The organism is Arthrobacter sp. UYEF3, assembly GCF_040546245.1.
Taxonomy (GTDB): domain Bacteria; phylum Actinomycetota; class Actinomycetes; order Actinomycetales; family Micrococcaceae; genus Arthrobacter.
Genome location: NZ_JBEPNK010000019.1, coordinates 18,561 through 43,963, shown reverse-complemented (window position 1 = coordinate 43,963; position 25,403 = coordinate 18,561). Strand labels below are relative to the sequence as shown.

At 65.6% G+C, this 25,403-nt stretch carries 24 protein-coding genes, 3 tRNA genes and 1 pseudogene; 10 read left to right on the top strand and 18 right to left on the bottom strand.

Translation table 11 applies throughout. From position 1 onward, the window contains the following. Window positions 1-121: 121 nt before the first annotated feature. The 6 genes from ABIB14_RS13565 to ABIB14_RS13540 all read right to left on the bottom strand — a co-directional run bounded on the left by ABIB14_RS13565 (window position 122) and on the right by ABIB14_RS13540 (window position 5,499). Window positions 122-754: a mycothiol-dependent nitroreductase Rv2466c family protein gene (locus ABIB14_RS13565; protein ID WP_354236422.1), complete on the bottom strand. Its 633-nt coding sequence runs from the start codon at window positions 752-754 to the stop codon at window positions 122-124. A gap of 104 nt (window positions 755-858) precedes the next feature. Then, complete coding sequence (clpX, locus tag ABIB14_RS13560) at window positions 859-2,139, bottom strand: ATP-dependent Clp protease ATP-binding subunit ClpX (protein WP_354236421.1); 1,281 nt, start codon at window positions 2,137-2,139, stop codon at window positions 859-861. A gap of 216 nt (window positions 2,140-2,355) precedes the next feature. After that, window positions 2,356-3,015, bottom strand: coding sequence for an ATP-dependent Clp protease proteolytic subunit (locus tag ABIB14_RS13555; RefSeq protein ID WP_354236456.1), 660 nt, complete (start codon window positions 3,013-3,015; stop codon window positions 2,356-2,358). Window positions 3,016-3,053: 38 nt separating this feature from the next. Further along, on the bottom strand, window positions 3,054-3,695 hold the full coding sequence (locus tag ABIB14_RS13550; RefSeq protein WP_354236420.1) for an ATP-dependent Clp protease proteolytic subunit: 642 nt from the start codon (window positions 3,693-3,695) through the stop codon (window positions 3,054-3,056). A 246-nt stretch (window positions 3,696-3,941) separates the two neighbouring features. Further along, window positions 3,942-5,357, bottom strand: coding sequence for a trigger factor (gene tig / locus ABIB14_RS13545; RefSeq protein ID WP_354236419.1), 1,416 nt, complete (start codon window positions 5,355-5,357; stop codon window positions 3,942-3,944). Window positions 5,358-5,424: 67 nt separating this feature from the next. Then, window positions 5,425-5,499, bottom strand: a tRNA-Pro gene (locus tag ABIB14_RS13540). Window positions 5,500-5,630: 131 nt separating this feature from the next. On the opposite strand from ABIB14_RS13540, the gene ABIB14_RS13535 reads away from it, so the two are divergent. Continuing rightward, window positions 5,631-5,701: transfer RNA gene (locus ABIB14_RS13535), tRNA-Gly, on the top strand. Between the two features lie 140 nt (window positions 5,702-5,841). Here the strand turns inward: ABIB14_RS13535 and ABIB14_RS13530 are convergent. Genes ABIB14_RS13530 through ABIB14_RS13520 form a run of 3 tightly spaced genes read right to left on the bottom strand, consistent with a single transcriptional unit; the run spans window position 5,842 to window position 8,352 of the window. Further along, a complete protein-coding gene (locus ABIB14_RS13530; RefSeq protein ID WP_354236418.1) occupies window positions 5,842-6,783 on the bottom strand; it encodes an Fpg/Nei family DNA glycosylase in 942 nt (313 codons plus the stop codon). Next, on the bottom strand, window positions 6,783-7,289 hold the full coding sequence (locus ABIB14_RS13525; RefSeq protein WP_502909667.1) for a ribose-5-phosphate isomerase: 507 nt from the start codon (window positions 7,287-7,289) through the stop codon (window positions 6,783-6,785). Before ABIB14_RS13525 ends, ABIB14_RS13530 begins: the two co-directional genes overlap by 1 nt. A gap of 52 nt (window positions 7,290-7,341) precedes the next feature. Next, entirely contained in the window at window positions 7,342-8,352 is a 1,011-nt protein-coding gene (locus ABIB14_RS13520; RefSeq protein ID WP_354236416.1) for a hypothetical protein, read from the bottom strand. Window positions 8,353-8,497: 145 nt separating this feature from the next. Between ABIB14_RS13520 and pepN the strand changes: the two genes are divergently transcribed. Further along, window positions 8,498-11,050 (top strand): aminopeptidase N, encoded by a 2,553-nt coding sequence (gene pepN, locus ABIB14_RS13515; protein ID WP_354236415.1) that lies wholly within the window; start codon window positions 8,498-8,500, stop codon window positions 11,048-11,050. Window positions 11,051-11,157: 107 nt separating this feature from the next. After that, window positions 11,158-11,667 (top strand): OsmC family protein, encoded by a 510-nt coding sequence (locus ABIB14_RS13510; RefSeq protein WP_354236414.1) that lies wholly within the window; start codon window positions 11,158-11,160, stop codon window positions 11,665-11,667. Between the two features lie 365 nt (window positions 11,668-12,032). Here ABIB14_RS13510 and ABIB14_RS13505 read toward each other — a convergent pair whose 3' ends face one another. Further along, window positions 12,033-12,314 (bottom strand): hypothetical protein, encoded by a 282-nt coding sequence (locus ABIB14_RS13505; protein ID WP_354236413.1) that lies wholly within the window; start codon window positions 12,312-12,314, stop codon window positions 12,033-12,035. Window positions 12,315-12,357: 43 nt separating this feature from the next. Between ABIB14_RS13505 and ABIB14_RS13500 the strand changes: the two genes are divergently transcribed. Both ABIB14_RS13500 and ABIB14_RS13495 read left to right on the top strand, forming a co-directional pair. After that, complete coding sequence (locus ABIB14_RS13500; RefSeq protein ID WP_354236412.1) at window positions 12,358-13,017, top strand: mechanosensitive ion channel family protein; 660 nt, start codon at window positions 12,358-12,360, stop codon at window positions 13,015-13,017. 4 nt (window positions 13,018-13,021) lie between these two features. Then, a complete protein-coding gene (locus ABIB14_RS13495; RefSeq protein WP_354236411.1) occupies window positions 13,022-13,480 on the top strand; it encodes a globin in 459 nt (152 codons plus the stop codon). A gap of 396 nt (window positions 13,481-13,876) precedes the next feature. On the opposite strand, the gene ABIB14_RS13490 is transcribed toward ABIB14_RS13495, so the two are convergent. Further along, a complete protein-coding gene (locus tag ABIB14_RS13490; protein WP_354236410.1) occupies window positions 13,877-14,533 on the bottom strand; it encodes an SDR family NAD(P)-dependent oxidoreductase in 657 nt (218 codons plus the stop codon). 298 nt (window positions 14,534-14,831) lie between these two features. On the opposite strand from ABIB14_RS13490, the gene ABIB14_RS13485 reads away from it, so the two are divergent. Further along, window positions 14,832-15,839: a zinc-binding dehydrogenase gene (locus ABIB14_RS13485; protein ID WP_354236409.1), complete on the top strand. Its 1,008-nt coding sequence runs from the start codon at window positions 14,832-14,834 to the stop codon at window positions 15,837-15,839. Between the two features lie 435 nt (window positions 15,840-16,274). Here the strand turns inward: ABIB14_RS13485 and ABIB14_RS13480 are convergent, their stop codons facing one another. Beyond that, a complete protein-coding gene (locus ABIB14_RS13480; RefSeq protein WP_354236408.1) occupies window positions 16,275-16,934 on the bottom strand; it encodes a DUF8185 domain-containing protein in 660 nt (219 codons plus the stop codon). Window positions 16,935-16,997: 63 nt separating this feature from the next. On the opposite strand from ABIB14_RS13480, the gene ABIB14_RS13475 reads away from it, so the two are divergent. Continuing rightward, window positions 16,998-17,975: an acyl-CoA thioesterase gene (locus ABIB14_RS13475; protein ID WP_354236407.1), complete on the top strand. Its 978-nt coding sequence runs from the start codon at window positions 16,998-17,000 to the stop codon at window positions 17,973-17,975. Window positions 17,976-18,038: 63 nt separating this feature from the next. Here ABIB14_RS13475 and ettA read toward each other — a convergent pair whose 3' ends face one another. From ettA to ABIB14_RS13460, 3 genes are read right to left on the bottom strand one after another with little or no spacing between them, the layout of a single operon-like run. Next, the gene (gene ettA / locus ABIB14_RS13470; protein ID WP_354236406.1) at window positions 18,039-19,721 is read right to left on the bottom strand and encodes an energy-dependent translational throttle protein EttA; all 1,683 of its coding nucleotides are present in this window, start codon (window positions 19,719-19,721) and stop codon (window positions 18,039-18,041) included. Window positions 19,722-19,781: 60 nt separating this feature from the next. Next, window positions 19,782-20,282 carry a DUF6993 domain-containing protein gene (locus ABIB14_RS13465; RefSeq protein WP_354236405.1) on the bottom strand — a complete coding sequence of 167 codons (501 nt, stop codon included), beginning with the start codon at window positions 20,280-20,282 and terminating at the stop codon, window positions 19,782-19,784. Between the two features lie 35 nt (window positions 20,283-20,317). Then, a complete protein-coding gene (locus ABIB14_RS13460) occupies window positions 20,318-20,851 on the bottom strand; it encodes a single-stranded DNA-binding protein (RefSeq protein ID WP_354236404.1) in 534 nt (177 codons plus the stop codon). A 226-nt stretch (window positions 20,852-21,077) separates the two neighbouring features. Between ABIB14_RS13460 and ABIB14_RS13455 the strand changes: the two genes are divergently transcribed. After that, window positions 21,078-21,150, top strand: a tRNA-Arg gene (locus ABIB14_RS13455). 109 nt (window positions 21,151-21,259) lie between these two features. Here ABIB14_RS13455 and ABIB14_RS13450 read toward each other — a convergent pair. Then, window positions 21,260-21,683: pseudogene (locus ABIB14_RS13450) on the bottom strand (CorA family divalent cation transporter); the annotation flags it as partial. A gap of 227 nt (window positions 21,684-21,910) precedes the next feature. Between ABIB14_RS13450 and ABIB14_RS13445 the strand changes: the two are divergent. Then, entirely contained in the window at window positions 21,911-22,369 is a 459-nt protein-coding gene (locus ABIB14_RS13445; protein ID WP_354236403.1) for a LapA family protein, read from the top strand. A gap of 54 nt (window positions 22,370-22,423) precedes the next feature. Here the strand turns inward: ABIB14_RS13445 and map are convergent, their stop codons facing one another. Beyond that, window positions 22,424-23,191 (bottom strand): type I methionyl aminopeptidase, encoded by a 768-nt coding sequence (gene map / locus ABIB14_RS13440; protein WP_354236401.1) that lies wholly within the window; start codon window positions 23,189-23,191, stop codon window positions 22,424-22,426. Window positions 23,192-23,378: 187 nt separating this feature from the next. On the opposite strand from map, the gene ABIB14_RS13435 reads away from it, so the two are divergent. Then, a complete protein-coding gene (locus ABIB14_RS13435) occupies window positions 23,379-23,693 on the top strand; it encodes a DNA alkylation repair protein (RefSeq protein ID WP_354236455.1) in 315 nt (104 codons plus the stop codon). Here the strand turns inward: ABIB14_RS13435 and mptB are convergent. Continuing rightward, window positions 23,686-25,251 (bottom strand): polyprenol phosphomannose-dependent alpha 1,6 mannosyltransferase MptB, encoded by a 1,566-nt coding sequence (mptB, locus tag ABIB14_RS13430; RefSeq protein WP_354236400.1) that lies wholly within the window; start codon window positions 25,249-25,251, stop codon window positions 23,686-23,688. The two genes, ABIB14_RS13435 and mptB, sit on opposite strands and share 8 nt — an antisense overlap. Window positions 25,252-25,403: the final 152 nt, after the last annotated feature.

Below are 25,403 nucleotides of genomic sequence, written 5' to 3'. Positions count from 1 at the left end.
TCTTCTTTCGAAGTTGGTACATCCCATTGTTCTCCCGCGGTCGGGGATGCACAAGGGCCCCGGAAGAACTACAGCCAGGTAGTTCTTCCGGGGCCTCAACATGGGCCGGCCCGGCCGCGGACTAGCTGAAAACGGGGCTCTCGGTGCGGCTCCGCTTGAGTTCAAAGAACGACGGGAAGGAGGCCAGGGTCACCACGGCGTCCCAGAGCTTGCCGGCGTCCCCGCCGCGCGGGATACGCGTAAGCACGGGGCCAAAGAACGCCGTTCCGTTGAACGCGACAACCGGGGTGCCCACGTCCTGGCCGACCAGCGAGATGCCGGCGTCATGGCTGGAGCGAAGCTGGGAGTCGAACTCGTCGCTCCGGCCGGCGGCCGCAAGTTCGGCCGGCAGGCCCACCTCCATCAGCGACTTGGCGATGACCTCGGCCACGTCCTTGTTGCCCTCATTGTGGATCTTGGTGCCCATGGCATCGTAAAGCGGCTTGATGCACTCGGCTCCGTGCTTCTCCGCGGCGGCGATGATCACCCGCACCGGGGCCCAGGCCTTGCCAAGGAACTCCTTGTAGTCGGCCGGAAGTTCGTCGCGGCCCTCGTTCAGGACGGCCAGGCTCATGACGTGCCATTCGGTCCTGATGTCGCGGACCTCCTCGACCTCGGAGATCCAGCGCGACGTCACCCAGGCGAAGGGGCACATGGGGTCAAACCAGAAGTCGGCTTTATTCGTCTCTGCTTGATTGGTCAGGGATTCAGACACAGGTGATCTCCTAGGGAAGTCTGAGCAAAAGGGGAGCACCGCGGTAGCTTAGCGACCGGGCGCGTCCCAAGCGACAGCGAACGGTGCGGCATATTTATTCCGGATCAGGCGGATTTGCGGCGCTTAACGTCGTGGCCGATCATGGTGGGCTCGGCTTTCCTGGCCACCACGTCTTCGGTGATGACAACGGTGGCGATGTCATCACGGCTCGGCAGGTCGAACATTACCGGCAGCAGGACTTCCTCCATGATGGCCCGCAGCCCGCGGGCCCCGGTGCCGCGTTCGAGCGCCTGGTCGGCGATGGTGTTCAGCGCCTCCTCCTCGAAGACCAGTTCGACGCCGTCGAGCTGGAACATCTTCTGGTACTGCTTGACGAGCGCGTTTTTGGGCGTGGACAGGATCTGGATCAGCGCCGAACGGTCCAGGTTCGAGACCGTCGTGATGACCGGGAGCCGGCCGATGAATTCGGGGATCAGACCGAACTTGAGCAGGTCCTCGGGCATGACCTCGCCATAGGAGTCCGCATTGTTCTTGACCTCGTTGAGCGGGGCGCCGAAACCGATGCCCTTGCGCCCGGACCGCGAACCGATGATCTCCTCGAGCCCGGCGAAGGCGCCGGCCACGATGAAGAGCACGTTGGTGGTGTCGATCTGGATGAATTCCTGATGCGGGTGCTTGCGGCCGCCCTGCGGCGGTACCGAGGCCACGGTGCCCTCAAGGATCTTCAGCAGGGCCTGCTGCACTCCCTCACCGGAGACGTCCCGGGTGATGGAGGGGTTCTCGCTCTTACGCGAAATCTTGTCGATTTCGTCGATGTAGATGATGCCCTGTTCGGCCTTTTTGACGTCGTAGTCGGCGGCCTGGATAAGTTTCAACAGGATGTTCTCGACATCCTCGCCGACGTAGCCGGCTTCGGTCAGCGCGGTGGCATCGGCGACGGCGAAGGGGACGTTGAGGCGGCGGGCCAGAGTCTGCGCGAGGTAGGTCTTGCCGCAGCCGGTGGGCCCTATCAGCAGGATGTTGGACTTGGCGATCTCGACGTCGTCGTGGTGGACGCCCTCGGCGAGGCTGCCGCTCTTGGGCGCGTGGCCCGCCTGGATGCGCTTGTAGTGGTTGTAGACCGCGACGGCGAGCGAGCGTTTGGCGGGCTCCTGTCCGATCACGTATTCCTGCAGGAAGTCGAAGATTTCGCGGGGCTTGGGCAGTTCAAAACTGCCCAGGTCGGCTACTTCGGCGAGTTCTTCTTCAATGATCTCGTTGCAGAGTTCAATGCACTCGTCGCAGATGTAGACGCCGGGCCCGGCAATAAGCTTCCGGACCTGCTTCTGGCTCTTTCCGCAGAAAGAACACTTCAGCAGATCCGTGCTCTCGCCAATCCGAGCCATATGTGAACCCCTTTTAGTATCTTGCTGCCGGCTCCGTGGAATTCCTGCGCAGCGCTGCACCCGTTACTGGAATCACGAACGTTCCCCGCAGGGTCGCCGGCCGTGACACGTTCCACTCTAGGTCACTTTGGGCCTGTTGGGTGGAAAGCCGACGCCGGTGCGGCCGCCTGAAAGGGCCGCACCGGCGTCGGGTACTGCTTGTTAGGTCATGATCCGCTACTTGGTGATTGCCTGGGGCTTCATCTTGCGGGAATCCAGCACCTGGTCGATCAGGCCGTAGTCCAGGGCGTCGGCCGCGGTGAGGATCTTGTCACGCTCGATGTCGTAGTTGACCTGCTCCGGGGTCCGGCCGGAGTGCTTGGCCAGCGTGGTTTCGAGCCATTCCCGCATCCGCATGACCTCGGCTGCCTGGATCTCGAGGTCGGAGGCCTGTCCGCCCTGGCCGCCGGACAGCGACGGCTGGTGAATCAGGACCCGGGCGTTCGGCAGCGCGAGGCGCTTCCCCGGGGTACCGGCTGCAAGGATTACGGCCGCGGCACTGGCTGCCTGGCCGAGGCAGACGGTCTGGATTTCCGGGCGGATGTAGGTCATCGTGTCGTAGATCGCCGTCATGGCAGTGAAGGACCCACCCGGGGAGTTAATGTAAAGCGTGATGTCGCGGTCCGGGTCGGTGGACTCAAGCACCAGCAGCTGTGCCATCACATCGTCCGCCGAGGCGTCGTCGATCTGGACACCGAGAAAGATGATGCGGTCCTCAAACAGCTTGGTGTACGGGTCCTGGCGCTTGAAGCCGTAAGGGGTGCGCTCCTCGAACTGCGGCAGCACGTACCGGCTGCTGGGCAGGTTGCCGGCAGTCGAACCGAAGTTGTAGTTCATGTTCATTACTCCTGAATTCATTGCTGTCTGCGGACCGGTCAGTTCTCGGTGGATCCGGTGACGGCGCCGCCGGCCGTATTTGCGCCGTTGGCGTTCGTTCCGCCGCCGCCGGCAACTGATCCGGCGTGCGCCGCGATCTTGTCAAAGAAGCCGTACTCCAGGGCGTCCTCGGCCGTGAACCACTTGTCCCGGTCGTTGTCCTTGAGGATGGTATCGACCGTTTGCCCGGTCTGGTCGGCCGTCAGTTCAGCCATGACCTTCTTCATGTGCAGGATGAGCTCGGCCTGGATCTTGATGTCCGAGGCCGTGCCGCCGATGCCGCCAGAGGGCTGGTGCATCAGAATACGGGCGTTGGGCGTGGCGTAGCGCTTGCCCTTGGTGCCGGAGGAAAGCAGGAACTGACCCATCGAGGCGGCGAGGCCGGTGGCGACGGTGACGACGTCGTTGGGGATGAACTGCATGGTGTCGTAGATGGCCATGCCGGCGGTGACGGAGCCGCCCGGTGAGTTGATGTAGAGGTAGATATCCTTCTCGGGGTTTTCGGCCGAGAGCAGCAGCAACTGCGAGCAGATCGCGTTGGCGTTCTCGTCGCGGACCTCGGAGCCGAGCCAGATGATGCGCTCTTTCAGCAGGCGGTTGTAAATGTAGTTATCCTGGGCTGCCGGATCGACAGTAGCCATCCGGGGTGCCCCTGCTTGCTGTGACATATGTACTTACCTCTCGCTGGCGACGGTGACGCCACTGGACGACATCACTGAACTTTCCTACATGGACACTAACGGGTTTCCGACCCGCATTGTGCTCAGGTACAGGGCTGTTCGCTGACGGCGCACGATTGCCCGGGAGGGTTCATCACGAGCTTAAAAACAGCACCCCCGGATCAAAGATCCGGGGGTGCTGTTCTGACTGCGGAAGCGGGAAGGCTGTTAGAACTTCACTGCTGCCGGGTCATCGTTCTTCGCGGTCTCGGGCGCTGCTTCTTCGGCGGCGGCGTCCTCGACGTCAGCCTCGGCTGCTGCTTCTGCCGGTGCTTCTTCCGGTGCTTCTTCGCCGCCGGGGCGGACGAAGTCACTCAGGTCAACCTTGTTGCCCTCGGAGTCGGTCACCTCGGCCTGTCCAAGCACCACGGCGAGTGCCTTGCGGCGACGCACCTCTGAAACCATCATGGGTACCTGGCCGCTCTGATCGATGATCTGGGCGAACTGGTTCGGGTCCATGCCGTACTGGCTGGCGGTGGTGACGATGTAGTCGATCAGCTCGTTCTGGCTGACGTCGACTTCTTCCTTTTCGGCAATGGCGTCAAGGATGACCTCGTTCTGGAAGGCACGCTCGGTATTGGCCTTGACCTCGGCGCGGTGCTCCTCGGTGTCGTGATCGCCTTCACCATGGGCGTTCTCGGCGCTGAAGTGCTGCTCGAGCTGCTCGTCCACGACCGATGCGGGAACCGGAACCTCAACGAGCTCGACGAGCTTGTCGAGTACCTTGTCACGGGCCTCTACGCCCTGCTCGACGGTCTTGGAGTCGGCGGCCTGCTTGGCCAGGTCTTCACGGAGCTCGGCCAGGGTATCGAACTCGGACGCGAGCTGGGCGAAGTCGTCGTTGGCCTCGGGAAGCTCGCGCTCCTTGACGGCTTTGAGCACGACCTTGACCTGCGCGGACTCGCCGGCGTGGTCACCGCCCACCAGAGTGGTGTCGAAGATGGCGTCTTCGTCGGCGCTGAGGCCGGTGACGGCTTCGTCCAAGCCTTCGAGCATGGTGCCGGCGCCGACCTGGTAGGACAGCCCGGACGCGGAGTCAACCTCGGCACCTTCGATCGTGGCGGTAATATCGATCGTCAGGAAGTCGTCGTTGGCGGCCGGGCGGTCAACGGACTTGAGCGTGCCGAAGCGGCCGCGCAGTTCGTCGAGGGCCGTGTCGACGTCGGCTTCTGACGACTCCGCAGCGGCAACCTCGACCTTGATGCCGGCGTAGTCCGGAAGCTCAATCTCGGGGCGGACATCAACCTCGGCGTGGAACTTGAGTTCGCCGTCGGTAGCGGACGGGTCCGGCACCTCGGTGATTTCAACCTCGGGACGGCTCAGCGGTCGGATGCCCGTTTCCTGCACGGCAGCCTGGTACCAGCCGTTGAGGCCTTCGTTGATCGCCGTTTCCAGAACGTAGCCGCGGCCAACGCGCTGGTCGATGAGTTTGGAGGGGACTTTGCCCTTACGGAAACCGGGAACCTGGATCTGCGAAGCAACAGTCTTGTATGCCTCTGCGATGCTGGGCTTCAATTCCTCAAAGGGGACCTCAACATTGAGCTTGACCCGCGTAGGGGTGAGGTTCTCGACAGCGCTCTTCACAGTCTAAGTTCTCCTGGATTTGGGGGATGGGGTTCTGCAGCGGCACTGACTGGCAGTCGCTGCAGAGTCGGGGTGACAGGATTTGAACCTGCGACTTCCTGCTCCCAAAGCAGGCGCTCTAGCCAAGCTGAGCTACACCCCGTAAGTGCACAGAACAGTCTACGGTCATACTGTGCCGGTTTGCACATTTGACACTGGGGCCCTGAATTGGGTTTAGTTGTATCCGGCTTCAACAGCCGCCCGGAAACTTTGCTGAAGTGCCAGCAAAGACCCGGGGACGTAGCTTAATGGTAAAGCCTCAGTCTTCCAAACTGATTACGCGGGTTCGATTCCCGTCGTCCCCTCCGAAGAAAATGAAGAAGGCCCCTCACCGGAGGGGCCTTTTTTCATGCCCGGATCCATCGAATGCTTCGCGAGTTCCCTCCTCGCGGATCAAAAGGGCACTCACGGTGCATTCGACGGGATCGACTGCACCGATGAAGGCTCAGGCCTGCTGGCAGCCGGGGCACCAGTAGAGCTTCCGCGCGGCGTGCTCCGTCAGTACCACGGCGGTCCCGCAGTCCCGGCAGTCCATGCCCTGCCGCCGGTACACGAAATGCGAGTCCTCCGGGGCGGGCAGCCCGCGGCCCGGTTCCGAGGAGTCGTGTTCGGAGGAGTCGTGTTCCGGCGAACCGTGGCCGGACCAGTAGCGCGCAGGCGTGGTGATGATCCGCCCGTAGCGGACGCCGTCGGACATCATCGCGACCGTGTCGTTCCAGAGCCGCCCGGCGGCTTCCGCCGAGAGTGCCGTCCCGGGCAGCCACGGATCCAGCCGCTGCCGGAACAGCAGTTCGGCGCGGTAGACGTTGCCGACGCCGGCAATCAACGACTGGTTCATTAGCAGCGTGGCCAGCGGGGTGCGTTTCCCTGCCAGCCCGGCGATGAAGCTGTCCCGGTCGCCCAGGATGTTCCGGAGCGGGTCCGGACCCAGCCGGGCCGCGACGGCGTCCGCCTCGGCTTCGGTCAGCGTTTCGCAGGTGGTCGCTCCGCGCAGGTCCGCCCAGCCATGTCCGCTGGCCAGCCGGACCCGGACGGCGCCGACGGGAGCCGGCGGCCCCGCGTATTCGGAGTCCGGGCCGCTGTCCCCATAGAGCTCCCGCTCACCCACCTTCCGGGGTGCGCCGATGCTGGATGCCCCGCGGAACTCCGAATCACCGCCGAAGTCCCACGCCCCGTACAGGCCCAGATGCACGTGCAGGACCAGACCGTGCTCGAAACCGAGAAACAGGTGCTTGCCGTGCGCCATGGAGCCGGTCAGGACGTGTCCGTTGAGCACGGCCGCGCCCTGCACGAACCGTCCTTGCGGGCTGGAAACGGCGAGCCGCTCCCCCGCGAACACGTCCGCAAACTGCCGGGCCAGCCGGTGGACCGAATGTCCCTCCGGCACTACTCGACGACCTCGCCGGTGGTCTCATAGGTGGCGATCTTGCCGATCCGGCGGACGTGCCGCTCATCGTTGCTGAAGGGCTCGGCCAGGAAGGCCTCGATGATCGCGGTGGCCTCGTCGACGCTGTGTTGCCGGCCCCCAACGGCCACGACGTTCGCGTCGTTGTGTTCGCGGGCCAGCCTGGCCGTGTCGAGGTTCCACGCCAGCGCGGCCCGGACCCCCTTGACCTTGTTGGCAGCGATCTGCTCGCCGTTGCCGGAGCCGCCCAGGACAATTCCCAGTGCGGACGTGCCTGCTGCCTGGTCGGCCACCACCGCAGCGGCGGCGTTGATGCAGAACGAGGGGTAGTCATCCAGCGCGTCGTAGGCCTTCGGTCCGTGATCTACGACCTCGTACCCCATGGCGCCGAGGTGGCGCACCAGGTGAGCGCTCAGTTCCATGCCGGCGTGGTCGGTGGCGATGTGAACGCGCGGGAAGTCCGGGGCAGTACTCACGGGCGGATCCATTCTTTGGGGGCGCCGGGGGCTCGCGGCGCGGCTGGTCGGGGTTATTTCCAGTTTACTCGGGCTGCGAGGCCGGCGCCCCGCCGTTGCGGCGCGCCCGTGCAGCCACCCGGGACAGCACCTGCGCGATGTTGTCCGCCGTGGTGGCGCTGCCGCCGCTCACCGCCAGCCGCCGGCCGTCGGAGCGGTCCACGACGACGGCGGGGCCGCTGCTGACCAGCAACGCCGTCGTGGCGCCATGGCTCCGGTAGCCCCAGCCGCCGTAGTCGGCGGCCTTGACCTCCCGGGGCGTCGCTGCATCGATGGCAGCGGCGGGGACATCCATGACCCGCACGAACCCGCCAGCGAACACCCGCAGCCCACCGCGGTCCACCCGGATGCGTGCGAAGAGGAACACGGCCGCCAGTAACGCGGCCGCCACGAGGAGCGCGGCCAGCCACGGGACGGCGACGGTGAGCAGGGCCGCCGGAAACAGCGTGGCAATGCCGAGCATCACGAAGACCGAGGTGCGGGCGTGCACCCAGAGACTCACGGAGTCCCTGGCCAGGTCCGGGTCCCGCTGCCGTTCGAGCGCCTCCCGCACGGCCCGCTCGTCATCCGTGGACCACCGTTCGTCCGCCTTGAAGACGAACCCCATGACCACGCCCAGACCCAGCGCGGCCCCGCTGCCCATGGCCAGAATTGTCACGTCCACCCTGGATCCGCGGGCGTCGGCCAGGCCCAGCTGGCCGACCAGCAATGCGGCCAGCACGGCCGTGACGAAGAGGCTCATGGTCAGGCCGGCGCCCATCATGAACCGGCGCATCAGCGCCGGACGGGACAGCGGTGCCGCCTGCAGCAGGATGGCCCAGCCGACGAGCACGATCAGCCCCGCACCTGCTGCCACCACGGCTCCGAAGGGCGCGAAGTCCGCGGCCCCGGCATCGGTCCAGCGGACCGCCAGCGGCTCGGGCAGGTCGGCCCGGATCAGCAGTGCGCAGACCACAAAGGCGGCCGCCAGCATGACCGGGAAACCCGCGGCGAAACGCAGGGCCCTGGCGTCGACGGAATCCCGGATCTTTCCCATGGCCCCAACGCTACCCCTGCCGGCCCCGCACGGAGCCACTGCCCGGCGGCCGGACGAGGCTTGCCAACCGAGCTCACCGTGAAAGAATAATTTCACAGTATTCTTCGCACCGTTCCGACAAATCCTGGAGGCCCTTTTGCCCGGTATGAACCTCACGCGCGCCGAAGCCCGCGAGCGCGCCGAACTGATCGCCGTCGGCTCCTACGACGTCAGCCTTGACCTGACCCGGGGCGCAGAGGTCTTCGGCTCCACCACCGCCGTCACGTTCACGGCCACGCCGGGGTCATCGACCTTCATCGACGCCGTCACCCGGACGGTGCACAGTGTCACGCTGAACGGCCGCGAGCTGGACCCGGCGAAGGTGTCCGACGGCATCCGGATCCAGCTTCCCGAACTGGCCGCCGAGAACCAACTCCTGGTGGTCGCGGATGCGCCCTACATGAACACGGGCGAGGGCCTGCACCGCTTCGTGGACCCGGTGGACAATGAGGTCTACCTCTACACCCAGTTCGAGGTTCCCGATTCGCGCCGCATGTTCGCGGTCTTCGAGCAGCCGGACCTCAAGGCCAGCTTCAGCTTCACCGTCACCGCACCCTCGCACTGGGATGTTGTCTCCAACTCCCCCACCCCGGTGCCGGTAGACACCATTCCGGGCGAGGACGGCGCAGCACGGTCGGTCTGGGAATTCGCCCCCACCCCGCGGCTTTCCTCGTACGTCACCGCCCTGATCGCCGGGCCTTACCAATCCGTCCGCAGCGAGGTGACCGCCGCGAACGGGAGGGTCACCCCGCTGGGGGTTTATGCGCGCAAGTCGCTCATGCAGTACCTCGACGCGGACAACATCTTCGAACTCACCCGGCAGGGCTTCGAGTTCTTCGAGGCCCAGTTCGGCTGCCCGTACCCGTTCGAGAAGTACGACCAGCTCTTCGTGCCGGAGTTCAACGCCGGCGCCATGGAGAACGCCGGGGCCGTCACCATCCTGGAGGGGTACGTCTTCCGCAGCAAGGTCACGGACGCCCAGGTGGAACGGCGCGCCATCACCGTGCTGCACGAGCTGGCCCACATGTGGTTCGGCGACCTCGTGACCATGCGCTGGTGGAACGACCTCTGGCTGAACGAGTCCTTCGCCGAGTACATGTCCCACCTCGCCGCCGTCGAGAACACGAAATTCGACCGTGCCTGGACCACCTTCGCCTCGGTGGAGAAGTCCTGGGCCTACCGGCAGGACCAGCTGCCCACGACCCACCCGATCTTCGCCGAAATCAACGACCTGCAGGACGTCGAGGTGAATTTCGACGGCATCACCTACGCCAAGGGCGCTTCGGTGCTGCGGCAGCTGGTGGCCTGGGTGGGCCCGGAGGAGTTCATGGCCGGCGTGCGCGAGTATTTCCGCAAGCATGCCTGGCAGAACACGGAGCTCAGCGACCTGATGGTCGAGTTGGAGAAGTCCAGCGGCCGCGACCTGGACCACTGGGGACGGCTCTGGCTGGAGACCGCCGGGGTCAACACGCTCAAGCCCGAACTGTCCGTCGGTGAGGACGGCAGGATTTCGTCCTTTACGATCCTGCAGTCCGCCACCGAGGCGCAGCCGACCATCCGGCCGCACCGGCTCGCCGTCGGCTTCTATAACCTGGACGGCACCGGGAAACTTGAGCGCGTCCACCGCGAGGAACTCGACGTCGACGGTGAGCGCACCGAGGTTCCGGCCCTGGCCGGGCTCTCGCAGCCGGACCTGATCCTGCTCAACGACGACGACCTGGCCTACGCCAAGGTCCGGCTCGACCCGAAGTCCCTCGCCACCGCCACCGCGCATCTGAAGGACTTCCGCGGGAGCCTCCCCCGCACCCTGGTCTGGGGTTCGGCGTGGGACGCGGCGCGCGACGGCGAAACCCCGGCGCGCGGCTACGTGGAGCTGATCCTGGCCAACATCGCGGAGGAATCCGACTCCTCCGTCATCCAGGTCCAGCTCCGCCAGCTCGCCACGACGCTGAACTTCTACGTGGCCGCGGAACACAAGGACGCCACCGCGACGACGGCGGCCGACCGGCTCTGGGAGCTCGCCGCCCGGGTCCGGGCCGGTTCCGATGCGCAGCTGCAGTTCGTGAAGTCCTTTGCCCTGCTGGCCCGCAGCGCCGGGCAGCTGGACACGGTGGCCGGCCTGCTGGACGGTTCCCGGGAACTGGCTGGCCTCGCCGTGGACCAGGACCTGCGCTGGGAACTGATCGCGTCCCTCGTGGTCGGCGGCCGTGCCGGCCAGGAGCGGATCGATGCCGAGCTGGCGCAGGACAACACCGCCACCGGACAGAACGCCGCGGCCCTGGCCCAGGCAGCCGTCCCCACCGCCGTGGCCAAGGCGGCGGCCTGGGATTCGATCGTGGTCAAGGGCGATCTGTCCAACGCCCTGCAGGGTTCGGCGGTCGCCGGCTTCACCCGGGTGCTGGACACCACCCTGCTGGAGCCTTACGCCGGGAAGTACTTCGACGCCGTCCCGCGGATCGTCAGGGACCGCACCCACGCGCTGGCCCAGCAGATCGTCGTCGGGCTCTACCCGGCGCAGCTGACCACGCAGGCGACGGTGGACCGCACGGACGGCTTCCTGGCGTCGCTCCCGGAGGACAGCGCAGCGTTGCGCCGGATGATGCTGGAAAACCGCGACGGCGTAGCCCGTGCCCTGCGGGCACGCGCGGCGGACGTCTAGACCTACTGGCACCCCGCCCAACTGACTCGCAGCAGGGGCCGTTTTGGACACTCATAACGGCCCCTGCTGCCAGTTAGTTGCCCACGGTCATGATCTAGGCTGAAGTCATGAGCCTCGATGAGCATCATTATGCGTTGACCGTCCGCTGGACCGGCAACCTGGGCAGCGGGACCAACTCGTACCGGGGATATTCCCGCGACCACGACGTCGAGATCCCAGGGCTGCCGGTTCTGCAGGGCTCCGCGGACCCCACCTTCCACGGCGACGCTGAGCGCTACAACCCCGAACAGTTGCTGCTGGCCGCGCTCTCGCAGTGCCACATGCTGTCTTTCCTGCACGTCGCCGTCAAGCACGGCGTCGTGGTGACCGCCTACGAGGACCGTGCCGAAGCCGTGATGCGGACCAACCGGGACGGCAGCGGCCAGTTCGAATCCGTGCTGCTCAAGCCCCGCGTCACGACGGCGGGGCCGGTGGCCGAGGAACTGCTGGATGAACTGCACCGCGGGGCGAACGCGGTGTGCTTCATCGCCCGGAGCGTCAACTTCCCGGTGCGGCATAAGGCCTCCGCCACCGTGGCCCCGACGGACGGCGCCCCGGTGGACGCTCAGGCGGATTGAAGGTCCCCCCGGAACTCGCGCAGCAGCCGGCGCTCGGTTCCCGGTCTCAGGCCTGCCTTGCGGTCCCGGCCGAGTCCGCGCCGGCGTACATCGGCCAGGGTGTCCCGCAGCGTCTGCTTCCAGGGCCGAAGTTGCAGCCCGGCGGGACGTCCAGCTCCTCGGCTTCTCCCCGGCCAGCTTCCGTGCTGCTTCGACGTACTCGGTAAAGGGTACCGGCTCTCCCACATCGTTCAGGATGCCGGTGCCGCCGGTTTCGGCCGCTGCCAGTACCCTGGCGGCAAGGTCCCGGACGTCGATGGTCCGGGGGGCGTCCGCCGGGATGTCCGGGACCAGACCGGGCCGTCGCCTCGGGCGAAGCGCGCGGGTCAGTAGCCGTAGCGGTCCGTGGCGTCCAGCGGGCCGCCGATCAGCCCGGAACGGTCCGCGTAGACCGAACAGCTGGAGACGAACGTCCAGTGCCTGGCGCTTCCGGCCAGGGTTTCCAGGGCCTCCAGCGCGAGGCGCGGGTCCCGGGCGACGTCGAGGACGACTGCCCATGCGAGGGCCTGCCTGGCGATTTCAGCGGACAGGAAGGCAGTGCAGCCGGGGACCAGGATGCGCAGGGGGTCACGCTGCGGCGCTAATGTTGAAGCTGAACAGAGTGTCATGTGCCCGGCGAGCGCGGGCGCGCAAAAGGAGCAAACCCCACTGATGTACAGCTTTACCACCGCCGCGCCCATCACGGCGCCGGATATCTCCGCCATCAACCTGCCGGGCGTCCTGATCAGCATCGGAGTCGGTGTCGCCACCTGGCTGATCGCGTCCTTCGTGATCTCCGGCATCACCAAGCGTGTAGCCGCCGGCACCACCTTCTTCAAGAAACCGCACTTCCGTTGGGTGGCACCGGCGCTGCGTGCCCTCGACAACCAGCGGCGCGAGCAGCGCGCCAACACCATCGGGTCGCTGCTCAACAGCGTGGTGAGCGTGCTCGTGGTCGTCATCACCGTGATGTACGTCCTGCAAAACCTCAACGTGAACATCGCCCCGCTGCTGACCAGCGTCGGTATTCTCGGTGTCGCCATCGGTTTCGGCGCCCAGCAACTGATCCGCGACTTCCTGGCCGGCATCTTCATCACGATCGAAGATCAGTACGGGATCGGCGATGTCATAGAAACCTCCGAAGTGGTGGGCACGGTGGAGTCCATGGGTCTGCGCATCACCCGGGTCAGGGCCGAGGACGGCACCGTCTGGTATCTGCGCAACGGAGAGATCCTGCGGGTGGGCAACCGCTCCCAGGGCACCTACGTTTCACCGGACGCCCTGGCCGCCGATGATGCCGGCTCCGCAACCCAGCAACAGGCCGGAGAATAGAACCATGACGATTCCCCTCGCCGGCGACCCTCGCCGGCCGAAGATGCTGATGCAGAACGATCCGTTCAGCCAGCCCGGATACACGGACAACTTCTATGACTCTGTGGGCGGCCATGAGACGTTCGTGAAGCTGACCGACGTGTTTTACGACGGCGTCGCCGCGGACCCGCTGCTCCGCCCGATGTATCCGGAAGCGGACCTGGGGCCGGCCAAGCGGCGCTTCCTGATGTTCCTGGAACAGTACTGGGGCGGCCCCACCACCTACGGCGAAGAGCGCGGCCACCCGCGGCTCCGGATGCGGCACCAGCCGTTCCGCGTCACGCCCGAGGCCAAGGAGGCGTGGCTGCACCACATGCGCACCGCTGTGGAGTCGCTGGACCTTCCCCCGCTGTACGAGGGGACGCTCTGGGACTACATGGAGCGTGCAGCGCTCTCAATGGTCAACAGCCCCTCGGGGTCCTGACTAGGCTGACTGCCAGGGCGATCATTCATCAAGCTCAGCTGCACCCGACGAAGATGGAACTCCTCAAGGAGTCGTCTGTACAACTCTCTCAAGCTCCAATTCGCCGCAGTGAACGGCTCGCAAGGGAATGCCCCAGTTCCTTGGAAATCCAGCGGTGCCGGACGGTGCCAAGTCGTCTAAGCAACGTTGTCATTGAGTAGCTTGTTGAATATTTCCCGGGGCGTGTAGAAGCCCAGAACAGGAACCATTCCGGCCTTGCCTGCGTTCCGTATGGATGCATTCCCACCAGAGAACCCCGCGGCGGTGAGGCCGATCGCCGCTTCGTGCCCTGACAACGAAGCCTCTTTTGGGCTCCAAGATCACTTGGAATCCGGAAGCGGTTCGGCGGATCGAGGCTTAGGGCTGCACGTACATTACCTCTCCTGCTGACGTTCCGGTGTGCAGGTCCCAAAATGCTTCGGCGATCAAATCCGGATCGAAGAATGTGCCGGCCTGGACGGCACCTCCGATCGTCACGGTGCCGATCTTGAGGCCCTGCGCGCCGAGTTCATCGGCCAGGGTGAAGGTCAGGTTGCGAAGCCCGGCCTTGCTGATGGAGGCCGATGCCCTGGACGCAACCGGGTTCAAGGCCAGTAGTCCTCCGGTGAAAAGGATAGAACCAGAACCGCGCGCAATCATGGCGGGAGCTGCCAGCTGGGCGCAGCGCAGCGCCCCGACCACGTTGACCGCGAAATCCCGGGTTAGGTCCGCGGGGTCCACGGCGGAGGGTTTGGCGATTGTGTTGGCTCCAGCGTTGTAGACCAGGGCATCCAATGTTCCGTGTTCCGCCTGGATGCGGGAAAATGCCGATTGCAGGCTCTGCGGGTCGGTCACATCGGCGACGATGCCGTGGGCTTCTATGCCGGCGTTCCGGAGCTCCGATACCCGAAGCTCAAGTGATTCAGGGTTCCTGGCCAGCAGGATCACCGTAAAGCCATTGGCTCCAAACTTCCTGGCCACGCCGGCGCTGACGCCCGGACCGGCGCCCACGATGGCCACGCGCTTCGTGTTCATTTTGCTGCTTTCGATTGACGTGATCGCGACGACAGCGAGTCTGGTGGAACGGAGCTGGAGACGTTCGAGGCGTGGGCAGGCATTCCATGTCGTTCGCTTGGGAGGACTGGATTTTAATGTATCACTCGAAAAAGTCCTTGCTTTGGAGCCCGTTGGGCACTTGTACCTGGGACATGAACTGCCAGTCTTTGCCGTCGAAAAGCAACCAACCTAACGCTTCTGGGTCTCCGACAAAAGGGCAGCCGTCGCGTAAATACAATCCAACCCGTTCGGACACCGAGAGCCCTAGGCTGGTGCCATGGATGCACACGAAGTACAGCTGGCCAGTTACCCGGACGGCGTCATGGAGGCGCGGAATTTCAGGATCAATACGGTTCCTGTCCCGGAGCTCAGCGACGGCCAAGTGATGGTTCGCCTGCGTAGGCTGGGCCTAAACGCCGGGCTAGCTAACCGGATTGGGGGTCCGGACACCGCCTATGGCCCGGGCATCAACCCGGGGGACGTGCCGGCGAGCGACGCCGTCGTGGAGATCGTTGAATCCCGCTGTGGGGCCTTCAAGCCAGGTGATATGGCGGTGCGAAAATCACCGTGGCGCAGTATCGATGTTGCCGCTGAGGATGACCTGCGCCGCATTCCCGCCCTGGAGGCTTGTGTTCCGTTGGAGGCCTACCTGACGGTGCTTGGACATACCGGCTTCACCGCGTACGCCGGCATGACGCGCTTTGGCGGTGTGCGGGCTGAGGATACCGTGTATGTTTCCGGAGCGGCAGGCGGAGTGGGCAGCTGCGCCGTGCAGTTCGCCAAAGCCGTCGGCGCCACCGTCATCGGCAGTGCGGGTTCCCTCGAGAAGGTCAAGCTCCTGCGCGCATTGGGTGCCGATGCTGCTTTCAATCACCGCGACGGTGCGGCACTGGACCTGCTTCGCGAGGCAGCACCGGACGGGATCGACCTATTTTACGACAACGTTGGCGGGGAACAGCTAGAAGCCGCACTCGAGGCCCTGCGCTTTGGCGGGCGCGTCGTGGTCTGCGGTGCCGCGTCACAGTACGGGAAGGGAAGCGAACGCCGGGGCCCCTCGAACTACCTGCGAATGACCTATCAGCAGCTGACCCTGCGCGGCTTCGACGTGACCTCAAACGAGGACCTGCGCCAGGAATTCGAGACCGACGTTGCCAGCTGGTTGCGCGCGGGAAAGATTCGTAGCGTCGACACCCTCGTTCGCGGCTTTGGCCAGATCCCTGCGGCGTTCGCGTCGCTCCTCGCCGGCGGCAATAGCGGCCGCATGATTGTCGATTGCGACAGCTGACCCTGGAGAATGCAGAACCGAGAAGTAGGCGATAGCAGCAGGATTGCCGTGGCGACCGCCGCAGCAAACTGTGCCGTGACTCGTGTATTTCGTGGGTATCTAACTCAACGCTGCTGCAGCTGCATATGTCAGGGTCACGGTTTAAAGCGGCGAAAACATTATCATCGAGCCTCCGGGCTTCGACGGCAGGGATTACGCCCTATACGGACATCAATCGTGCTTCGTCTACAGAAGGAGCAGAGAGGGGAAGTCCGTATCGGACGTCTTCAATCCGGATGACTGCGCTGGCGGTTAGAGCCTCGGATCCCCTGCTCACTTGCGAGACAGCCGGCCGCTCGGTTCCACCTCTTGATTCAAAAGGGGGTAGTGCCCAGTCACCGGGAGCTGCCACCCGCGGATTCTTCGGCGCATCCGGTGCCGACTGCGCCGGGATGACTAAAGTCCTGAGCCGGCCCGGACCAGGACGTGTCCGCGGGGGCTGCTGAGCCGGAACCATCGGCCGGCACGGAAAAGGCCCTGTTCGCCGTCGGCCAGGAAGCCCAGCGTCAGCGCGGCGAACGCCGCCCCGGCGGGCAAGCCTCCGGCGTCGGGCAGAGGACGTCCCCAGACGGTGGCGCGGGCGTTGTTGACGATCAGGGCACCGGGTTTGTCCGGGATTATCCCTGCAATCTCGGTGATACCTGCTTCCGCCGCCTGCCGCAGGACCGGGTCCGGCAGGGTGCCGAGCGGCTCCCACCCGCCGCGGGGCGCTCCGACGCCTGCCCACGATTCGGAAACGATCATGGGCGGGACCCGGAATTCGACGTCGTCGGCGCCCGCGCGTGCCAGGCGGTCCAGCACGGCGGCCAGGGGCACGGTCACGTCGAGCTCGGCAGGCTGGGCCAGCGCCACCGTCCGGAGTCCCAGGATGGTTGGCGTCGACTCACCCAGCAACCGGGGGCGGAGCACGCAGACGTAGGCGGCCAGCACCGGCCCGGCGGCTACCAGCCGGATGGCGCCGTCGTCAACAGCTTTGGCCCGCGTCGCAAAAGTGCGCAGGTCGGCTAGGTCGCGGGGATCGGTGAACTGCAGGGGCTGGATTAGGACGTCAGGCACAATGTTGACTCTACCGGCTGCGCCCCTTTTGAGCCGTGCCGGGGTGCCGTCTAGAGTCAAACCATGACTGAAGCCGAAGCCGGAACGCAGGCGCCCCTCGAGGACCCCACCTCCTCACTCATCCAACTCCTGGACCTCGGCGACCTGGAGGGCGCTCGGACCGACGAGGACATCTTCATGGGCCCGTCGCAGAAACAGCCGCGGCAGCGTGTCTTCGGCGGCCAGGTTCTGGCGCAGTCGCTCGTGGCCGGCAGCCGCACCGTTCCTGAAGGCCGCGGCGTCCACTCCATGCACGGCTATTTCCTCCGGCCCGGCGATGCGAATAAGCCCATCACCTTTGGCGTCCAGCGTCTACGCGACGGCCGTTCCTTTTCCGCGCGGCGGGTCCACGCATATCAGGAGGGCATGCCCATCCTGTCGATGATCGCGTCCTTCCAGGACGAGGACGAGGGCATCGACCACCAGACCGAGATACCGGCCGGAATACCGGGACCGGATTCGCTGCCGAGCACGGCGGATTTGCTGGGCAAATACGACCACCCGGTGGCACGGCACTGGGCCTACGAGCGCCCCTTTGATATCCGCCACGTGGATCCGGCGTTGTACGTGTCTGCGACGGGGGCCAAGGAGGCCCGGAACGCCGTTTGGATGCGCACCTTCGGGCCGATGCCCGATGACCCGCAGATGCACCGTGCGGCGCTGGCCTACGCGAGCGACTACACGCTACTGGAATCCGTCCTGCGCCGGCACGGCCTGAGCTGGATTACCCCGGGAATGTCCGTCGCGAGCCTGGACCACGCCATGTGGTGGCACCGGCCCGTCCGCGTGGACGAGTGGCTGCTCTACGTCCAGGAATCCCCGAGCGCGCAGGGGGCACGGGGCCTGGCCACGGGTAAAATCTTCAGTCAAGACGGCCAGCACGTCGCCACGGTCGCCCAGGAGGGCATGATCCGGGTGCCCACGGACCTTACGAGCAAGCTCAAGGGCGCCGTCCAGACCAAGGTGCTGCAGCACCAGATGCGCAAGGCCGACCGCGGCTGACAAACGACAGAAGCGGCCGGCTCCACAACGGGGAGCCGGCCGCTTCCATTGGCCTGGCGGGATTTAGTCGCGGGTGAGGCGACGGTGGGTCACACGGTGCGGCTTCGCAGCATCCGGGCCCAGGCGCTCGATCTTATTCTCCTCGTAGGATTCGAAGTTGCCCTCGAACCAGTACCACTTGGAGGGGTTCTCCTCGTCACCTTCGTAGGCCAGGATGTGGGTGGCCACCCGGTCAAGGAACCAGCGGTCGTGCGAGACCACGACGGCGCAGCCCGGGAATTCGAGCAGGGCGTTTTCGAGGCTGCTCAGCGTCTCGACGTCGAGGTCGTTAGTCGGCTCATCGAGGAGCAGCAGGTTTCCGCCCTGCTTGAGGGTCAGGGCCAGGTTCAGGCGGTTCCGCTCACCACCTGAGAGCACCCCTGCCTTCTTCTGCTGGTCCGGGCCCTTGAAGCCGAAGGCGGCAACGTAGGCGCGGGACGGCATTTCAACATGGCCGACCTGGATGTAGTCGAGTCCGTCTGAGACGACTTCCCACAGGGTCTTGTTCGGGTCGATACCGCCGCGGCTCTGGTCCGCGTAGGAGATCTTGACCGAATCGCCGATCTTCAGTTCACCGCCGTCGAGGGGCTCCAGCCCGACGATCGTCTTGAACAGGGTGGTCTTGCCGACACCGTTCGGACCGATGACGCCGACGATGCCGTTCCGCGGCAGCGTGAAGGACAGTCCGTCGATCAAGGTCCGGTCTTCGAAGCCCTTCTGGAGGTTCTTCGCCTCGAGCACGAGACCGCCAAGGCGCGGTCCCGGCGGGATCTGGATTTCCTCGAAGTCGAGCTTGCGGGTCCGGTCCGCTTCGGCGGCCATTTCCTCATAGCGGGCCAGACGGGCCTTGGACTTGGTCTGGCGGCCCTTGGCGTTGGAGCGGACCCACTCGAGTTCCTCGGTGAGGCGCTTGGCCTGCTTGGCGTCTTTCTTACCCTGGACTTCCAGGCGGGCGCGTTTCTTCTCCAGATACGTGGAGTAGTTTCCCTCGTACGGGTAGAGGTGACCGCGGTCCACTTCGGCGATCCATTCGGCCACGTGATCCAGGAAGTACCGGTCGTGGGTGACCGCGAGCACGGCACCGGCGTAGCTGGAGAGGTGCTGCTCGAGCCAGAGCACGCTCTCGGCGTCGAGGTGGTTGGTGGGTTCGTCCAGGAGCAGCAGGTCCGGCTTCTGCAGCAGGAGCTTGCACAGCGCGACGCGGCGGCGCTCACCGCCGGAGAGCAGCGTGACGTCGGCATCGGCCGGCGGGCAGCGCAGGGCGTCCATGGCCTGCTCGAGCTGGGAATCGAGATCCCAGGCGTCGGCTGCATCGATGGCTTCCTGTAGATGGCCCATTTCCTCGAGGAGCACATCGTAGTCCGCGTCCGGGCTGGCCATTTCCTCGGAGATCTCGTTGAAGCGCTGGATCTTGCCGTAGATCTCGCCGACGCCTTCCTGGACGTTGCCCAGAACGGTCTTGTCCTCGTTCAGCGGCGGCTCCTGCAGCAGGATGCCGACGGTGTAGCCGGGGCTCAGCCGGGCCTCTCCGTTGGAAGGAGTGTCCAGGCCGGCCATGATCTTCAGAATGGTGGACTTACCGGCACCATTGGGGCCAACAACACCAATCTTGGCCCCGGGGAAGAAGGACATGCTCACGTCGTCGAGGATAAGTTTTTCGCCAACGGCCTTACGGGCCTTGGTCATTGTGTAGATAAATTCCGCCATGCCTACAAATCTAGTGGCTCGAGGGGCTTAACTCACATTCCGGAGCCCGCCAACCCGGAGCTAAGCCCGCGAGCCGACGAGACAGCGGCCGTCTGCCAGGACGGACAGAACGGTCACGGCCGCCGCACCGTTCCGCAACTGGGCTACGACGCAATACTGGTCCTGCCGGACCGCGATCTCCACCGCGTCGGCCGCCAGGCCGGTGGGGGTTCGGCTGGCCGTGACTTCGACGGCGGCGGGCGGGAACCCGGCCTCGGCGAGGGCCGCCCGGATTTGATCCGTTCCGGGTGTGGACCCGCTGGCGGCCGCCTTCGCCAGGGCTTCCTCCACGCCAGCCTTGGCCGCCAAGGGGGCGGGGCCGGGAGTCGCCACCGGCCCGTCGGGACGGGCGGCCGCTCCCGGTACCGGTGCGGCGGGCGCCGGAGCACCGCCCGCGGACAAGTTTCCCCCGCTGACGCCGGCGGCCGCCGAACATGCCGAGGTTGCTGCCAACAACAGGCTCAGCACTCCGAGCAGTAGCAGCAGCGCTGGTCGCTCAGTCTTCCTCTGGGCCGTTATCACCCGCCAATTCTGCCACGGAGCCACCGTCCCCGGACTCAGGCGGCCGCCTCCTTCAGTTCGCCGGTCTCCTCGTCGAACTCCTGCTCGTCCTCCGAGGCGTTACTGTCAGTTGCACCGTCGTCGTTCGGCTCGCGGTCAATGTCGTGGGGCGAGTCAGGCCCGCTGTCCCTGCCATTGACCGCCGGCACGTCCTGGCCCGGTACCGGGCCGCTGCCGGCGGTGCGGGTGAAATTCGCTGATCCCCACATCAGGTCGTGGCCAACCGATTCTGCGTCGATTTCGGCCGAGTGATAGACGCGGCCCTCCTTTTCCCAGCTGCGCATTTTCAGCCGGCCGACGACGATGACGCGCTGGCCCTTCTTGATGCTGCAGCCCATGTTTCCTGCCAGCTGGCGGTATCCCTGCACTGTGAACCAGTTGGTGTTTCCATCCACCCAGGAGTTCGCGGAGCGGTCGAACCGCCGCCCGGTCGAGCCCATCCGGAAGGAGGCGGTGGCGACGCCGCCCGGCGTCGTCGAACTCTTGATCTCGGTGGCGACAAAGCCGCGGACTGTAATGCTGTCGTTCATGGGGTTGTCCTGTCTCGATTGGTCATGCCCTAGCAGGCAATCCCAGCTTCCCGCCCGGGTGGGAGCGTCGGGAGGGCTGGAATTCCCTATGTGGATAACATGATGCGATCCGCTGGCCCGGGTGGCGGCGCCGGGATTGTCCGGGGAGTCCCTGACGGACAGCACGTGCCCGGCACTGTAAACTTCTTGAGGCGCGCCCGGCAGAAGCCGGACAGCACGCCGGACCGCCCCAGTAGCTCAGGGGATAGAGCAGCGGCCTTCTAATCCGCCGGTCGGGGGTTCGATTCCCTCCTGGGGCACAGCGTGCGGCTCTGGCCGCGGATCATCCGCAGGCCGGGGCCGCACCCCGCCGTTCGCCGTTCGCCCCTTCCGGCCACTCAGAAACGTGCCGCTCAGATCCACTTGTTGTGCCTCCGGGCCAAGCGCAAGGAACTCGGGCTCGGATTCCATCCGGCGGCGCACCCGTGCCAGGTCCGGCGCCTCCGTGTGGCGGACGGTGACCACAAAATCGGGGCCCGACGAAGATGTGGATTTCGCCGAACTGCACCTTCTCAACCTCGTCCAGGTACCGGGCCGGCCTCAGCACCAGGACGAGGGGTGTCGCCGTACGGTTCGACCCTGGCGCGCTGATGGCCGGCGAGCGCGTCCTCCACGCCAGATGGTTCAGGTCAAATTCCCCGGCCACTAAACGAAGCTCCCCGGCGTCCGGGCGGTACAGCCCGGTTCAGGCCATCCCCCTGCGCTGCCGCAACACGAAGTACGTCTCGTCCAGATCCTCCGGGTCCGCGGTCCGGTACCCGTCCACATAAAGAGCGTTGTCGACGATCGTCACAGCTGCGCCTTCTGCCGAACCGGCCGCCGGGGGCGTCCCTTGGGTGCGACACCATACCGTCCCCCGCCCGCTGCCAACAGGCCGCCTTGCCGCCGGGAGGCAGCATTCACCCCACGGTGGCATCGAACCGCCCGCCCCGTTTGTCGTAAGCACGCTTAGTATTGAGATGACAGCCGGGGCAGCAGGATGAACCTGCTCCTCGCCCGCAACCGGAAGGTACGGCCGCCATGACCCAGACACCCAGTGGATACCATCCCCACGATCCGAACGACGCCGCGCCCACGCCGTACCCGGTGACGGCCGATGCACCGACTGTGCCGCGCGGGGAGAGCGACGATGCCGTTGGCCCGGCAGGGAGCCCTCCTCCAGCCACCGGGGCTCCCGAGTCACCGTCGTCAGCACCGCCGGCGTCGGCGCCCGAAGCCCGCCGTGTCACCCGCGCAGGAATGGTCTGGGCCGCGGTGGCAAGCGCGCTGGTGGTGCTGGTCCTGCTCATCGTCTTCATCCTGCAGAACCAGGAATATGTCCAGGTGAAGTTCTTTGGCCTCGAAGGCGCGGTCCCGCTCGGCATCGCGCTCTTCATCGCCGCGGTCGGCGGCGGAGTGCTGGTAGCCATCGCCGGCGCGGCCCGCATCATTCAGTTGCGGCTAGCGACACGTCGTCAGCGTCAGCGGCTGGCCGGCTAAGGGACACGGAAGCGCTGACGCGCGGGGTGTAGCCCGCTGCCCTGCCCCGGTGCGCTACGGCAGGGTCAGGATGACCGGGCCCTCAGCGGTAATTGCGACTGTGTGCTCGCTGTGGGCTGCGCGGCGCCCGTTGGCGGAGCGGAGGGTCCACTGGTCGTCGTCGTGGTAGTAGTCATCCTTGCCGCCGAGGATCAGCATAGGTTCGATCGCAATGACCAGACCCTCGGTCAGCTTGATCCCCCGGCCCGGCCGGCCGTCGTTGGGCACGTGCGGGTCCGCGTGCATCGTCCTGCCAATGCCGTGGCCGCCATGGTCCGCGAGCAGCCCGTAACCGGCCCGGCGTGCGGCCCCGCCGATCGCATACCCCACGTCCCCCATCTTGCTGCCGATCCGCGCCGCCTCAATACCGCGGGCCAGGGCCTCGTCGGTGGCGTCGACCAACGCCTGGTCCACCGGATCGGCCGTGCCTACAATGAAGCTGACCGCGGCGTCCCCGCACCAGCCCGCAAGGAAGGCGCCGCAGTCCACGCTGAGCAGGTCGCCGTCCGCAAGACGGTAATCGTTCGGGATGCCATGCACTACTGCGTCATTGACACTGGTGCAAATGACGCCCGGGAACGGCACCGAAGCCCAGCGCGGGCGGTAATCCAGGAACGCCGGGGTCGCGCTCGCTGCGGCAATGACCTCCGCGGCCACGCCGTCGAGCTCCTTGAGTGAAACACCGACGTCGGCTGCCTCGCGCACTCGGGCCAGCGCGTCTGCCACCACGCGTCCGGACTCGCGCATCAGCGCGATCTCTTCGGGGCTCTTGATCATGGACATCTGGCTTCCTTCCGACGCGGACAGGGCTGACCGTTCCCTCCACTGTAGGACCCTCCACTGTAGGACCAGCTGCGCCTCTACTGTGTTCCCATGGCGAATGCCGACCTGGTCTCCGGGACCCGTTCCATGTTGCGGCACAGCTGCCCCCGGCTTCGCTGGAGGAGCTTAAGGGGACGGTGCTGACGCTCTGGCGGGAGGCCTGCCGGCGCGGGGAACGCTATGCTGCGATCGACCTCACCGGCCTTCGGCTTGCTGCCGGCGAGCTGACGATGCTCCCATCACCGCCCAGCTCCGGGCGACATCCGCCACTGACCGGTCCCTGCTCGCTGACGTCGTTGAGGCCAACCTGGCCGAGTCCGAGTCTTTCATCCGGAAGGCGATCGGCTGGGCGCTGCGCGATTTTTCGGCCAGCGATCCGGACCGGGTGCGCGCCTTTGTGCGGAAGCACGGGCAAGAGCTCAGCCCGTTGTCGCGCAGGGAAGCCCTGCGCGAGCTTAGATGACGGGCCGGGTAGTGACCGGCTCCGCCGGTTTGCTGAACAGCTGCTTGGTTTTCGGATCCAGGAAGATCAGGTAGAGGGCGAAGAGCAGGGCGATCAGGGCGGCCGCGTTGCGCGCCAGCGCCAGCGCCAGGCCGAGGTCCTGGGTCTGCAGGTAGGGGAAGACGTCCAGCTGGTCCGAGATTGCGTAGACCATGAAGAACGACACCATGAAGTACACCGCTTTCACCTGCCAGTCGTCCCGGATGCCGGTGACCGCGAACAGCGGGATGAGCCAGACGACGTACCAGGACTGGATCATCGGTGCCAGGAACACGACGGCGGCGAAGGCCAGGGTAAGGCGGCGCATCAGGCGGTCATAGTCTCCGCGGAAGATCTGCCGGGCGACGATGCCGAGTGCGAGCAGTTTCCCGGCGTCGTACACCCATTTTGCCATCCCCCAGCCGTCGAGGCTGAAGGCGTTTAAGATCGAGGCGACTATGAGTCCGAGCAGACCGACCGGCGCGTACCAGATCCAGATGCTACCCGGCGCGGACAGGCCGTTGATCCACCCGAAGCCGAAACCGTTGACCAGGCTCATCGCATAGAGCAGCGCAAAGCTGATGCCGGCGGTAAGGGCCCAGAAGACGAACTTGCGCGGCCAGCCGGCGTTCTTGCCCGCCCACAGCAGGCCGATGAACGGCAGGAACACAATGGTGATGGGTTTGACCGAGATGGACAGCGTGACCAGGAACAGGCCAAGGGGCACCCGCTTGGTGGCGCAATAATACAAACCGGCGAGGGCCAGGCCGATCATCAGGGCGTCGTTGTGCACACTGGCGATGAAATTAGTGAGGAACAGCGGGTTGGCGGCGGTGAGCCACAGGGCCCGGTGGGGGTTGACCCCGTGTAGTTCGGCCAGTTTCGGCACGTAGATGATGCAGAGCACAATGCCGAGGAGGGCGGCGAGCCGGAACAACATGATGCTGGCTTCAGGTTGGACGTTCGTTGACCAGACCACGAACTGCTCGATCCACAGGAAGAACTGCCCGTATGGAACCGGCGCCTCGGTCCACATCTTGTCGGCACCCAGCTGGAAGTAGTTCGACAGGGCTGAAATGCCGTTCTTGTAGGGGTTAAAGCCCTCCACCATCAGGCGGCCCTGGCCGATATAGGCGTAGACATCGCGGCTGAACAAGGGAACGGAGAACATCATGGGCAGCCCCCACGCGACCACCGCCTGCAGCGTCGCCTTGCGTGCACCGGCACCCCAGGTCCGCACCCGCTGACCCAGCCGGAGCCACGCGCGGACCAGGAGCATCCCGCCGACGGCCAGGAGCATGATGCTCAGTCCGACGCCGACGGCCTCGGTCCGCATCCAGATGAACAAGGGCACACGCCGCAATTCTGAAACCGGGGCTAACCAGCCGACACCGAGCGAGCCTACCGCCATGAACACGGAGCCAAGGAATCCCGACAGGATCGGCGAACGGGCGTTGTCCACATCAGCAGCAACTGCCTTTGGGGAGGTGCGGGACCTAGCGGCGGTTGATTCCGCCACCGCAGGTACAGGCGCCGTCATCTCAGGATCGTCCAATCTGTTGTGGGGCTCGTTTCGGTCCGCTCAATTTGGCCCGCTTCCGGCCGGCTACGCAGTCATGGGACACGCGGCCACGCCGAAATATCCCGACGGCCGCGTACCCGAAATCCTAGCACCGGACCGCTCGGCGGCGC